Below are 13,128 nucleotides of genomic sequence, written 5' to 3'. Positions count from 1 at the left end.
AATCCAGGTGAGCTGATAGGCATGCTCACCTGGTTTATAGCGGGTATTATGAAGATTGAGTGCTACCGCCAGTAAGCTTGCCACAAAGCCCTTTAGGTACGACAACGAATGCATCGCTTTGGTTATCTTCTTTTGCTGTACCAGCACATGAGCTTGTTTTAGTCGCACAGTCATTTTGACCAGCTTTAGACACGCCATAACACTTTTCTTTCGCTGCCGCTTCTGCAGGAGCCGAAGTTAGAACAGTACCACCAAACGCTAGTACACTTGTGATTGCAGCAGTTACAGCAAGATTAGAATTTTTCATAGTCATTCCCTCTAGACTTAATTGTTATTTACATTGAGCAGGTTAAGGTTTTGTTAACTTGCTTAGTAAAAAGGATAGGAAGAACTAAGAAATAATTTCAAAAGAACTGAAGATTTATAGAAATAAATGATATATCGATGTGTAAGGTTATGATTATTAATAATTTATTTTTGGATATTTTTTCTTCTTATTCTCCTAAACTGCGCTCTGTGTTTAGGTTATAATCAACTTTTATGTATAAATACCCAGTAGTGAGCAAACCCAAATGATTGATCCTTCGCTTTTACTCGATGGCCTCAACGACAAGCAGCGTGAGGCAGTGGCTGCACCCTTAGAAAACTTGCTGATCTTAGCGGGAGCAGGCAGTGGTAAAACGCGAGTGTTGGTTCACCGTATCGCATGGCTGCAAACCGTAGAGCAGGCGTCGCCGTTTTCTATCATGTCAGTGACCTTTACCAACAAAGCGGCCGCTGAAATGCGTGGTCGTATTGATGAGCTGATGATGGGTAGCTCTTCAGGTATGTGGAACGGCACCTTCCACGGTATTTGTCACCGTGTTTTGCGCGCTCACTACTTAGATGCGAAATTGCCAGAAGACTTTCAGATCATTGATTCCGATGATCAAATTCGTTTATTGCGCCGTCTGATTAAAGCGCAAAATCTCGATGAGAAGCAGTGGCCAGCGAAACAAGCGTCTTGGTGGATCAATGGCAAGAAGGACGAAGGATTACGTCCAAGCCATATTGATACCTACAATGACCCAGTCACCAAGACCTGGCTTAAGATCTACGCTGCGTATCAAGAGGCGTGTGATCGTGCTGGTCTGGTCGATTTTGCTGAGATCTTGCTGCGTTGTCATGAGCTTCTGCGTGATAAAAAGCACATTCGTGAACACTACCAAGCGCGCTTTAAGCATATCTTGGTCGACGAATTTCAAGATACCAACAACATTCAATACGCTTGGCTACGCATGATGGCAGGTCCTGACTGTCGAGTGATGATCGTAGGTGATGATGACCAATCAATCTACGGCTGGCGTGGCGCTAAAATTGAGAATATCCAAAAGTTTTTAGATGAGTTCCCAGGTGCCTCCACCATTCGTCTGGAACAGAACTACCGTTCAACCAAGACCATTTTGCAAGCATCGAACGAACTGATCTCGAATAACACTGAGCGTATGGGTAAAGAGCTGTGGACGGACGGCAACGATGGCGAACCTATCTCGGTTTATTCTGCTTACAACGAGCTCGACGAAGCGCGCTTTACGGTGAGCAAAATCAAAGAGTGGCAAGACAAGGGTGGAGCATTGAATGATACGGCGATGCTTTATCGTAACAACGCCCAGTCTCGTGTACTCGAAGAAGCTTTGATTCAAGGTGGATTACCTTACCGCATCTACGGCGGCATGCGATTCTTCGAACGCCAGGAGATCAAAGATGCACTGAGCTATCTGCGATTGATGTCTAACCGCAATGATGACGCAGCCTTTGAACGTGTGGTGAATACGCCAACGCGCGGTATGGGTGATAAAACCTTAGAGACCATTCGTTTTGCTGCACGCGATCGTGGCGCGACGATGTGGCAGGCGAGTATCGCACTTCTTGAAGAGCAGGTTTTGGCGGGCAGAGCAGCAGGGGCATTGAGCCGATTTATCGAGCTTATCAACGCACTAGAAGATGACACTCATGAGATGAGCCTGCATGAACAGACTGACCACGTGATTAAGTCGTCTGGCTTGTTTGCTATGTATGAGCAAGAAAAAGGCGAGAAGTCGAAGGCTCGTATTGAGAACTTGGAAGAGCTAGTAACGGCGACTCGTCAATTCGAGAAGCCGGAAGAAGCCGAAGAGATGAGCTTGCTGACGGCATTTTTGACTCATGCCGCGCTAGAAGCGGGTGAGGGGCAGGCAGACGAGTTTGATGATGCTGTTCAATTGATGACTCTGCATAGTGCTAAAGGTCTTGAGTTCCCAATGGTGTTCATGGTTGGTGTCGAAGAAGGAATGTTCCCGAGCCAGATGTCTGCCGAAGATGCGATGCGCTTGGAAGAGGAACGTCGTCTATGTTATGTAGGTATGACGCGTGCAATGGAGAAGCTCTACATCACTTACGCAGAAATGCGTCGCCTATATGGTCAAGATAAGTACCACAAGCCATCACGATTTATTCGAGAACTGCCTGAAACTTGTCTTGATGAAGTACGAATGAAAGCACAGGTAAGTCGTCCGGCAAGTAGCGGTCGCTTTGGACAAACCGCGGTTAAAGAGAACTTCAACGAAACTGGTTTTAGCTTAGGTTCACGTGTTAAACACCCTAAGTTTGGTGAAGGTACCATTATCAACTTTGAGGGCAGTGGTCCACAGAGCCGAGTTCAGGTGGCCTTCAACGGCGAGGGTATCAAATGGCTGGTGACTGCTTATGCTCGTTTAGAGAAGCTAGGTTAAGTGCAAGAAAACTAGAGTGATTTGAAAAGCTGCCTTCGGGCGGCTTTTTTGTTGAGCGATACTTAGGTTGAGTACCCAGAAAGGCGATAAACAGCAGATAAAGAAAAACCCCGAGAGCTTGCGCTCATCGGGGTCTATAGTCTTACTCGCAGCAATCCGGCTACTAAGTGTGCTCCATGCATCTAATCCATGATAGTGTGCTGTTATCCTTCAGCGTATTCCTTTCGTCGCCTTCCTAGCGGTGTCCTCGATCTTATCCTGATCTGCCAACAATCCTCGTTAGCGCGCGTCACTTGTTCCTTGAGCGGTGTCCCTTACATCATCCTGATGTTCAGTCCTTTCCTCGTCCAGAGGTGTCCATTGTCTTTCCTTAGTAGCAACCATCCTAGTTACTATTGCGTCCATTCAATGTCCAATTTCGCTATCCGTGCCGATTATTCATCCTGAGTAATCGAATCTTCATCCTGAAGATAACCAAGTCCTTGGTGTTTTCCTGTTCCGTGTCAGCATCCTTCCGACACCATTCATATTACCGATCCCCAATTTATCAGCAATGGCTGAAACTCAAATTTCTCACAGTAATATTGGTGTCAAAATAGACGTATTGTTTTATTTCAATGGTTTAGGTGCTGTTGTTGCTAGTTTTCTTAGTTAAATATCGATATATACTCACTGCTTTGTAAGAGATCTCTCACAAGGCAGTGAGTAAAAAGGCGTAATAACCGACTATTTACCTATCGCTGCACCTTCACGACGAGGGTCTGCAGCCCCTTCTAGGCCATCTTTAGTGATGCGAATAGCATGTAAACCAGAGTTAAGATCGCGAATATTGACCTCAAATCCCATCTTTTCTAGCTCAGGTTTGAAGTTTTCGGCTGAGGTACCTTTTTCCAGATCTAAGGTACCAAAACGATTTAGAAAGTGTGGTTGGTTGATCGCTTGCTGAATATCCATATCCCACTGTGTGTGAGCGATGATTGCCTGTGCAACATAACCTATGATGCGGCTGCCACCCGGAGAGCCAATCGCCATGTAAGGCTTGTCATCTTGCATAATGATAGTTGGCGCCATCGAAGAGCGTGGACGCTTGCCCGGTTCTAGGCGGTTAGCAATAGGCTTACCATCGTTATGAGTTTTGAATGAGAAGTCGGTTAATTCATTATTAAGTAGGAAGCCTCTCACCATTAAGCGCGAGCCAAACGCATTCTCAATCGTGGTGGTCATGGACACGACATTGCCATCGCTATCGACGATATTGAAGTGGCTGGTGGAAGGAAGCTCAATCGAGATATCTTGGCTTCTTTGCATCGCGTGATCCCAAGGTGGCGTACCTGATGGCGCGCTTTCCAATGCCTTTCCTGCAGTGATGAGCTGCGCCCGTTCTTTAAGGTAGTCAGTGTTTACTAACCCTTGAGTTGGCATTGGTACGTAATCTTGGTCTGCCATATACATACCTCGGTCTGCAAAGGCTAGACGAGAAGCGTCTGCTAACACTTGCCAAGATTTTGCATCGTTTGGTCCCCAAGATTTGAGATCAAACTGCTCAGTCATGGCTAAGATTTGTCCGACAGTGAGCGCTCCTGAGCTTGGTGGTCCCATACCACAGATATCGTAGCTTCCATAAGCGGAACATACTGGCTCACGCCGCTTGATAGAGTACGCGTCGAAGTCTTTTTGCGCTAAGACACCGGGGTTCCCCTTGGCAGTTTGTACTGTGTTGATGATATCTGCAGAGATTTCACTTTGATAAAACGCTTTGGCACCGTCTTTGGCAATGGCCTCTAGTGTTGCGGCGTACTCTGGGTTTTTAAGAAGAGTTCCTGCGGTTTTCGGGCTGCCATCGGCATTGAAGAAGTAGGCCTTGGTGGTGGCAAAGCGGCTAAGGCGCTTTTGATCATTGGCAATCAATGTTGCTAAGCGTGGGCTGATGGTAAAGCCTTTTTTCGCCAATTGAGCGACGGGCTCTATCAGTGACGCCCACTCCAACTTGCCGTATTTCTGGTGAGTGTCCCATAGCAATTGAACGGTACCCGGTGTACCAACTGAGCGTCCGCCAACAACGGCATCGTAAAATTTAAGAGGCTTTCCATTTTCGTCTTGGAACAGGCGAGGAGTCGCGTCTAGTGGTGCTGTCTCGCGGCCATCGTAGGTCTTTAGCTGTTTGGCTTCATTATCGAAATAGACAAGGAAGGCACCACCACCAATTCCAGACGATTGTGGCTCAACCAAGCCAAGCATAAGTTGTACGGCAACCATGGCGTCTACCGCGTTACCACCACGCGCAAGTACGTCAGCGCCTGCTTGTGTTGCCAATGGGTTGGCTGCTGTGACCATCCAATCGTTGGCTTTGACGAGTTGCTTGGCTTCTAAACCACTACTTTGTTCTGGGGCGACGGAATCGGCAGCTTGATTTGCCCAACTGACGTGAGAGGCAAAAAGTAGGGTAGAAGTGGCGAGGGTTGTTAGTTTTGTTTTCCACTGCATGATCTTCTCCTTTTCATATGCAGAGCTAGATTGGCAGTGGAAACGATATTTAGCCAGTACGTTGTTAACGAATTGTAATCTTGATTCTAATTTAGGCGATCAATGATGAAGCCGATTGCCATAAGATACTTAAACCTATCATGCTGAATAGCGCGCCACACAAGCCGTCAATGTAAACGGTCGCTTCATGCAGCTTTTTCTGAAGTGCTTTGGTTGACAGCATCCAAGCCAATAGTGAGAACCAAAATAGCGACAGACCAAACAAGATAAGTAGCGCAAAGCCTTTGCCCGACAATGACATATCTGCAGGGACTAAGCTCGACATCAAGCTGATAAAGAACACCAACGCCTTTGGATTGAGGATGTTAGTGGCAAAGCCTTTAGAAAACGCCTCACGTTTGTTGGTCAGAATAAGATCTTTTGAGTTGAGCGCTTGATTGTCGTCATCATGACTTTGAATCGTCTGCCAAGTCGCTTTGAGTGCGCCATAACCTAGGTAAAGTAAGTAGCTACCACCCGACAATTGGATAACCGCAAATAGGGTTGGTTGCTGGTGGACCAGGTAGCTGATGCCCGTCAAGCTCAGTAATGAGTGAAGTAAAATCCCACACGACAAACCTAGCGCGATGTACAAGCCTGTCTGCCTACCGTGACGTGTGGCATTTTGGACCACAAGCGCAAAATCAGGACCGGGGCTCATTAAAGCAATAAAGTGGATAGAGGCTAGGGTGATAAGGATGGTGATTTCGTTCATTGTCTAATCTCGATAACGCTTAGCTAGATTCTAACTGTTGTTGGTATATGGGGTAGCTTACCTAGATCTCACACAGAGCAATTGTAAATAATCAACACTCAGTTGATTTGTGAAGGCGGGACACCAAAGGTTGTCTTGAACGCCTTTGAGAAATGCGCTTGATCGTAGAAACCAACTTGATGCGCCACGTCAGTACCACACACACCTGATTTGATGAGCCTCATGCTCTGCTCCATACGCAAACGACTTAGCCAGGCATAAGGTGTAATGCCCATTTTGTTCTTAAAGTGGCGCTGGAATTGCGTGGTTGATAAGTCACATAGTTCAGAGAGCTGCTCTAAACGTACTGGCTGGTCTAGGTTTGCCATTAAATACTCTTTCAGTGTTTCGATAGATTGATTACCTAGTTGAGTCTCGGTTTTGGATCCAAACTTGGCGTAACGATCCACAATCGTCGAAAATCCTTCAAAAGGGAGGCAGTCTTGGGCGAGTTGGCTGATATTTTGATTGATGAGCAAGCCATGCAAGTTGCGTAGTTGTGAAAAAGCGGCGTGATCAGAAAGGATCAGCTTCGAAAAGCTCAATGTGTGACCGTTTTGGTCGGGATCCGCAAGATCTTGAAACCATTGAGGAGATACTGAGAACACGCTGACCTGATAGCCTGAATCTAGTTTTGAGTGACCATCATGCAGCTCATCTGGTGGCATGATTACTACCTGACCCGCTCCCACATGATGGCTAGTACCCTTATAGACGAATTTTTGCTGTCCTTGGGTAATCAAACCAATGTGAAAGTCCAAATGATAGTGGCGCTGAAAGGCAAACTCTTGGTATTGAGCTTGGATCAGGCTGATATCTTCAGTGGGTGTTGAGTAGTAGTGGACTTTATCCATGGTATAAAAAAGCTTGGTTAAATTATCATCAATCCAACCAAGCTTATCTCTGTATTTCTAAATTGTCTTGTAAAAAACGATCACATCACTGTTGAGTGCGTTTGCTTTTTTTGTTGTGGCGCAGTCCATCAAAGCTGAAGATCACCAGTGCGCCCCAAATAAAGGCAAAGGTGATGGCTTTATCTGTCGTAAAGGCTTCGCCATAAATGAGGACCGCTAATAAGAACATCAAGCTTGGGCCGATGTACTGGAAAAAGCCGAGTGTCGATAGCTTGAGTCGTGTTGCAGCGCCAGTAAAACACAGCAGAGGTAAGGTTGTAACGATACCAGCAGCGATCAGCAGCAGGTTGAGCGTCATTGGGTTCGCTGCTAAGTCCGATGTTGCGCTATCCGCGATAAACAGCAGGTAGATGGCCGCAGCAGGTAGCATCACTAAGGTTTCAATAAATAGGCCGGTCTGTGCTTCGAGGCTGACCTTCTTTCTTAGCAAGCCATAGAAGCCGAATGAGAAGGCGAGAGCAATCGCCACCACAGGGATAGAACCGAACGCGACAATCTGAATCAAGACACCAATCGCGGCTAAGCCAACCGCAAACCACTGCAGCTTTCTGAGACGCTCGCCCAAAAAGATCATACCAAGTACCACATTAATTAACGGGTTGATGTAATACCCTAGACTGGCGTCGAGCATGTGGTTGGCGTTGACCGCCCAGATGAAGATTAACCAGTTGGCACCCACCAATAGAGAGGTAGCAACCAAATAAGTCATCTTCGGCTTGGAGGTTAGTGTGTCGCGAACATTTCGCCAGCTGCGGCCAAGGTGTAGTAGAAAAGCGAGTAAGAAAAAAGACCAAACTACACGGTGACTCAGGATCTCTAACGGAGAAACCTCACTTAACGATTTGAAATATATAGGCGCAATGCCCCACATCGTATACGCACCAATCGCAAGCAAAATACCTTGGCGTGTACGCTGTTGTTGTTCTGGTGTCATGAATTATCTCTGGCACAGAGTGCTTATGAATAAGATTTATAAAGAGAGTTGGTCAGTATAGGAGCGTTAGACCGTTTCACCTAATAATTTGCGGTTTTATTCACCACCATTCCCCTCTACAATGTGTCGCCTCGCTTTACTGCTGAGCGAGCTTATTTAACCCCGCGATTAGGATACCCAATGACCGCTACTTTGATTGCAGAACAAACCACCAATACCACCATCAGCGCTCAAAGCGTGCTTGAGGAGGTGTTCGGCTATCAAGAGTTCAGAGATGGTCAGCAAGAGGTGATCGATATGGCGGTGTCCGGGCAAGATAGCCTGGTGATCATGCCAACTGGTGGTGGTAAGTCGCTCTGTTATCAGATTCCCGCGTTAGTGCGTGAGGGGCTCACATTAGTTATCTCGCCACTAATTTCGCTCATGAAAGATCAAGTGGACCAACTCAAGGCCAATGGTGTGGCGGCAGAGTGTATTAACTCTTCAATGCCACGTGAAGAGCTCATTTCAGTCTTCAATCGCATGAACTCAGGCCAATTAAAGATGGTTTACGTCTCACCTGAGCGTGTATTGATGCGTGATTTCATTGAGCGCTTGCAAGGCTTGCCGCTGTCGATGATCGCAGTGGATGAAGCACACTGTATCTCGCAGTGGGGTCATGACTTCCGTCCCGAATACGCATCACTTGGTCAGCTTAAGCAGTATTTTCCTCATGTCCCTTATATGGCATTGACGGCAACCGCGGATGATGCGACGCGTAAAGACATTATTCAGCGCTTGCAGCTGGTGGATCCTCACACCTACTTAGGCAGCTTTGACCGCCCTAATATCCGATATAACCTGGTAGAGAAGCACAAACCGGTTTCTCAAGTGGTGCGCTACCTAGAAACCCAGCGCGGTAATTGCGGCATCATCTATTGTGGTAGCCGCAAGAAGGTAGAGATGGTCACCGAGAAGCTGTGTAACAACGGCATTCGCGCCGCGGGTTATCACGCTGGTATGGATACAGACGAACGCGCTTATGTACAAGAAGCGTTTCAGCGTGATGATATTCAGATAGTCGTAGCGACCGTGGCGTTTGGTATGGGCATCAACAAGCCCAATGTACGCTTTGTTGTGCACTTCGACATCCCAAGAAACATCGAGTCTTACTATCAAGAGACGGGTCGAGCAGGGCGTGATGGTCTGCCTGCTGAAGCGATGATGTTGTACGACCCAGCAGATATGGGTTGGCTACGCCGTATGTTGGATGAGAAAGATGATGGGCCACAAAAGCAGGTAGAGACTCATAAGCTCAATGCGATGAGTGCTTTCGCTGAGGCTCAGACATGTCGTCGTCAGGTACTGCTTAACTACTTTGGTGAGTATCGTGAAAAGCCATGTGGCAACTGCGATATCTGCCTTGATCCACCAAAGCACTTTGATGCTACAGAAGAGGCGCAAAAAGCCCTTTCATGCGTGTATCGAGTAAACCAATCTTTTGGTATGGGTTATGTGGTTGAAGTGATGCGCGGTATGCAGAACATCCGTGTACGAGACAATGGGCATGACAAGCTTTCTACCTATGGTATTGGTCGTGACCACAGCCATGACTACTGGATCAGTATTTTCCGTCAGTTAATTCATAAAGGGTTGTTGTTTCAAAACATCACTCGCAACTCTACGTTGCAACTGACCGAAGAAGCTCGTCCACTGCTGCGTGGTGAAATGACTCTAGAGTTGGCAGTGCCACGTCTGGATACTGCTGCGCGTAGTGCGAAGTCCGATAAGCTCAGCAGCAAGAATTACGATAAGAAGCTATTTGCTAAGCTGCGCAAGCTACGTAAGTCGATTGCCGATGAAGATGGCTTGCCGCCTTATGTTGTCTTCAGTGATGCCACACTGATCGACATGGCGGAAATTTTGCCAACCTCTTACGGTGAGATGCTAGCAGTCAACGGTGTTGGCCAGCGTAAGTTGGACAAATATGCCGATCCGTTCCTTGATTTGATTCAAGAACACATTACCAACCACGGTTAACGTCCCGAAAATTATAAATAGAGAAGTAAAATGGAATTTGGACTGAGAGAATATCTTGCTGAAGAAGGGCGACTGCTGATTACCACGCCAAGCTTTGACTTTGACACTTTTCCTGAGTTAGGAGAGAAGCTAATTGCGCTGCTTTCTGCCAGTGTGATTGAAAAGCAGTGGGATGCGGATATGCACTCTTGGCTGGTGGATTTTGAAGGGTGTCAGTTGTTTCTTAAGTCTGAACATTACAGCGAGTCAGTCTGGTTTGAGTCTCTAAGCCCAGAAGCGAGTCGAGAAGAATTCGATTATCTGGCTTCTCTGTTTAAACGCGGCTTCTAATTTTACTCCCGCGGAATCACTACTGAAATGAAGAAATGTTAGGGATAAACGTTTGCGTTTATTCCTCTCATTGCAGTCAAAATTGATTAATGTATAATCGCCCGCCGCTCAATAGAGCAAAGTTAAACAGATTTTTTATTCACATTATTGGTAAGAGCCTTGTTCATGATAAATGAATAAGTCACTCGATTTGGGTTCCCTCACCCCCAAACCAAACTAAAAAGGTACCGCATGAGTAACTTTACGCCTGCGCAACAGCGCAAAGCTCTAGCCCTGCTAGTTCTATTCCACCTGATCATTATTGCATCAAGTAACTACCTTGTTCAGCTGCCTTTTACCATCTTCGGTATGCATACCACATGGGGCGCGTTCACTTTCCCGTTTATTTTCCTAGCGACCGACCTGACCGTACGTATTTTCGGTGCTCAGTTAGCGCGTAAAATCATCTTCTTGGTGATGTTGCCTGCACTAGCGGTGTCGTACTTCTTATCGGTTGTGTTCTTTGAAGGCCAGTTCCAAGGTTTTGCACAGCTTGGCGAGTTTAACTTGTTTGTTGCTCGTATCGCAGCAGCAAGCTTTATGGCGTACCTGTTAGGTCAGATTCTTGATGTGCACGTATTTAACCGTCTGCGCCAACTGAAACAGTGGTGGATTGCACCGACATGTTCAACCTTATTCGGTAACGCAATTGATACCATCGCTTTCTTTGCGATTGCTTTCTACCAAAGCCCAGATCCATTCATGGCTGAACATTGGACCGAGATTGCTCTGGTGGACTATGGCTTTAAGTTGGTGATCAGCTTAGGCCTGTTCGTACCGATGTACGGCGTACTACTGAACTACATCGTGAAGAAGCTGACGGCGGTTAACCCTAGTTTTAAAGCAACGGGTGTAAACGCTTAGAGAACGACGATTTATCTATTCAGCGTCCTTTGACTTCCCAGCGCTCTTTAACCTCCAGTTAAAGGGCGCTTTTTTATTTCTAATGCCTTCTATAACCAATTTATCCTCCCCTCTATACCTTTCAATATTCTATCTAGAATGTGTTTTTTTCCGTCTAAGTTAATGATAGGTATTGGTTTATATTTTCCTTATATCGTTATTATTGAACGGTAATCCTTTGCTGATGCTGCGCGAGTGTGCGTTTGTAGAATGGCGGCTCTTTGTCATTAGAGGTACGTCATGTTTATCCTTATCACCTTCAAACTCTACTGCGTATATAGTGATTATCGCCGTAAGAAATGGAAGAGAGCATTCCCCATTCAATCGGATTAATGCCATGGTTCGGAGTCAGCACTCTCGTCATGGAGCGTATGAGTAGAAGTGTGGAAAAGAAGCGGGCAGGGAAGTAAATAAAAAAAGGCCTTCAGTTGTGAAGGCCTTTTGTGTATCTAAAACAAGTGTACTGACTACGACTCAACGATGGTCAGTGGCCAACCAATGTCGGTTTGACGGTTGGCTTCAATCTCTAGCTCGGCTGCGGTAAGCGGATTACTCGCAAGCCACTGCTTATCGATGGTCACTGTTAAGTTATCGCCATCGGCAACAAGTCTTACTTTTGGCTCTAGTTCTGGGTTACGACGGTGAGTTAACAGAATAGCCAGTCTCAACAAGCGCAGTACACGTTTCGCGCTGGTGCCTGAAATTGCATGTTGTTCCGGCAGTGATGTTAACTGCTCACGGTAACGACGACTTAGCTCGCCAAGGAAGTGCTTCTGCGCACGTGTAAAGCCTGGCAGATCGAGATGCTGAAGTAAGTAAGCACTATGCTCACCACCCTTTTTAAAATCGATAGTGAGACCAATCTCGTGCAGTTTGGCTGCGGTTTGTAACATGACGAGAGCTTGAGGCTCTGCAATCCACTCACTGCTGCCAGCCTGTTGGTAAAGAGACTCAGCCAGCTGAGAAACTTGCTCAGCGTACTGAGTATCCATCTGGTAGCGTGATTGAACACTCGCAATCGTGCGTGCGCGAATGTCATCTTGGCGCAGCTCATCGACCATCTCATAGGCTAGGCCTTCGCGCAGTGCACCACCGGCCAGTGTCATTGAGTCGATCTCAAGCAGTTCAAAGATTGCAATCAGAATAGAAAGGCCGCTTGGGAATACCAAAGCGCGCTCTAGAGTTAGACCTTCAATCTCTAGCTCTTCTAAACGTTCGGCGATCATTGCTTGCTTTTGCAGACGCTTAAGCTTGGCATGAGTGATAACCTCGTCCATGCCTTGCGCTAGCATGATCTCTTGCAGAGCCTGTACTGTGCCGCTCGCGCCCACACACACATCCCAACCTAGCTTGGTGTAACTCTCTAGGATTGGCTCTAGTGTCGCTTTGGCAGCATCAATCGCGTGCTCAAAGTTGCTTGCCGTCAGTTGGCGATCTTTAAAGTGGCGCTCAAGCCATGTCACGCAGCCCATTTTTAGGCTAGTTAGTGCCTTGGCAGAGAAACCTTCACCGATGATCATCTCTGTGCTCGCGCCACCAATATCGACCACTAAACGACGACCGCTACCACCGGAGGTGTGCGCTACGCCTTTATAGATAGTCGCAGCTTCTTCTTCACCAGAGATAACATTAATGTCGTGACCAAGAATCTGGTTTGCTTTTTCTAAGAAAATATCCACATTGGTTGCGGTACGCAGGGTAGCAGTACCCACAATACGGATGTTTTCAGTAGGAATATCTTGAAGTCGCTCAGCAAAGAGACTCAAACAATCCCAACCTCGCTGCATAGCCTCTAAGCTAAGAGCATTATTTTCATCTAAGCCGGCAGCTAAACGAACTTTGCGCTTAATCTTGGCCATGGTTTGGACGCTGCCATCGATATGACGCACAACGAGCATATGAAAACTGTTCGACCCGAGGTCGATAGCAGCGTATAGCGGGGGTGACACTGTTTGAGTCATA

10 protein-coding genes are annotated in these 13,128 nt (G+C 46.8%); 4 read left to right on the top strand and 6 right to left on the bottom strand.

The window, feature by feature from the left end; all coding sequences use genetic code 11:
* Positions 1 to 46: 46 nt before the first annotated feature.
* Positions 47 to 307, bottom strand: coding sequence for a DUF2282 domain-containing protein (locus FIV04_RS14625; protein WP_032552258.1), 261 nt, complete (start codon positions 305 to 307; stop codon positions 47 to 49).
* 265 nt (positions 308 to 572) lie between these two features.
* Between FIV04_RS14625 and uvrD the strand changes: the two genes are divergently transcribed.
* The gene (gene uvrD / locus FIV04_RS14620; RefSeq protein ID WP_032552259.1) at positions 573 to 2,750 is read left to right on the top strand and encodes a DNA helicase II; all 2,178 of its coding nucleotides are present in this window, start codon (positions 573 to 575) and stop codon (positions 2,748 to 2,750) included.
* A gap of 726 nt (positions 2,751 to 3,476) precedes the next feature.
* Here uvrD and ggt read toward each other — a convergent pair.
* From ggt to rarD, 4 genes are all read right to left on the bottom strand, one after another.
* Positions 3,477 to 5,234: a gamma-glutamyltransferase gene (gene ggt, locus FIV04_RS14610; protein WP_152469461.1), complete on the bottom strand. Its 1,758-nt coding sequence runs from the start codon at positions 5,232 to 5,234 to the stop codon at positions 3,477 to 3,479.
* Positions 5,235 to 5,325: 91 nt separating this feature from the next.
* Positions 5,326 to 5,988 (bottom strand): LysE family translocator, encoded by a 663-nt coding sequence (locus FIV04_RS14605; RefSeq protein ID WP_152469460.1) that lies wholly within the window; start codon positions 5,986 to 5,988, stop codon positions 5,326 to 5,328.
* Positions 5,989 to 6,086: 98 nt separating this feature from the next.
* Positions 6,087 to 6,881 carry an AraC family transcriptional regulator gene (locus FIV04_RS14600; protein ID WP_152469459.1) on the bottom strand — a complete coding sequence of 265 codons (795 nt, stop codon included), beginning with the start codon at positions 6,879 to 6,881 and terminating at the stop codon, positions 6,087 to 6,089.
* Between the two features lie 85 nt (positions 6,882 to 6,966).
* Entirely contained in the window at positions 6,967 to 7,875 is a 909-nt protein-coding gene (gene rarD, locus FIV04_RS14595; protein WP_150895985.1) for an EamA family transporter RarD, read from the bottom strand.
* A 180-nt stretch (positions 7,876 to 8,055) separates the two neighbouring features.
* Between rarD and recQ the strand changes: the two genes are divergently transcribed.
* The 3 genes from recQ (at position 8,056) to FIV04_RS14580 (ending at position 11,127) form a co-directional block, all read left to right on the top strand.
* The gene (gene recQ / locus FIV04_RS14590; protein WP_032552264.1) at positions 8,056 to 9,894 is read left to right on the top strand and encodes an ATP-dependent DNA helicase RecQ; all 1,839 of its coding nucleotides are present in this window, start codon (positions 8,056 to 8,058) and stop codon (positions 9,892 to 9,894) included.
* Between the two features lie 30 nt (positions 9,895 to 9,924).
* Positions 9,925 to 10,224, top strand: a complete 300-nt coding sequence (locus tag FIV04_RS14585; RefSeq protein WP_150870696.1) for a DUF3630 family protein — start codon at positions 9,925 to 9,927, stop codon at positions 10,222 to 10,224.
* A 231-nt stretch (positions 10,225 to 10,455) separates the two neighbouring features.
* On the top strand, positions 10,456 to 11,127 hold the full coding sequence (locus FIV04_RS14580; protein ID WP_032552267.1) for a 7-cyano-7-deazaguanine/7-aminomethyl-7-deazaguanine transporter: 672 nt from the start codon (positions 10,456 to 10,458) through the stop codon (positions 11,125 to 11,127).
* Between the two features lie 506 nt (positions 11,128 to 11,633).
* On the opposite strand, the gene gppA is transcribed toward FIV04_RS14580, so the two are convergent.
* The gene (gene gppA / locus FIV04_RS14575; protein WP_152469458.1) at positions 11,634 to 13,127 is read right to left on the bottom strand and encodes a guanosine-5'-triphosphate,3'-diphosphate diphosphatase; all 1,494 of its coding nucleotides are present in this window, start codon (positions 13,125 to 13,127) and stop codon (positions 11,634 to 11,636) included.
* Position 13,128 lies beyond the last annotated feature (1 nt).

The sequence above is a fragment of the Vibrio sp. THAF190c genome, assembly GCF_009363355.1.
GTDB classification, from domain to species: Bacteria; Pseudomonadota; Gammaproteobacteria; order Enterobacterales; family Vibrionaceae; genus Vibrio; species Vibrio fortis_A.
The sequence above is the reverse complement of the archived record's forward strand: the minus strand, read 5'-3'. Positions and strand labels throughout refer to the sequence as shown.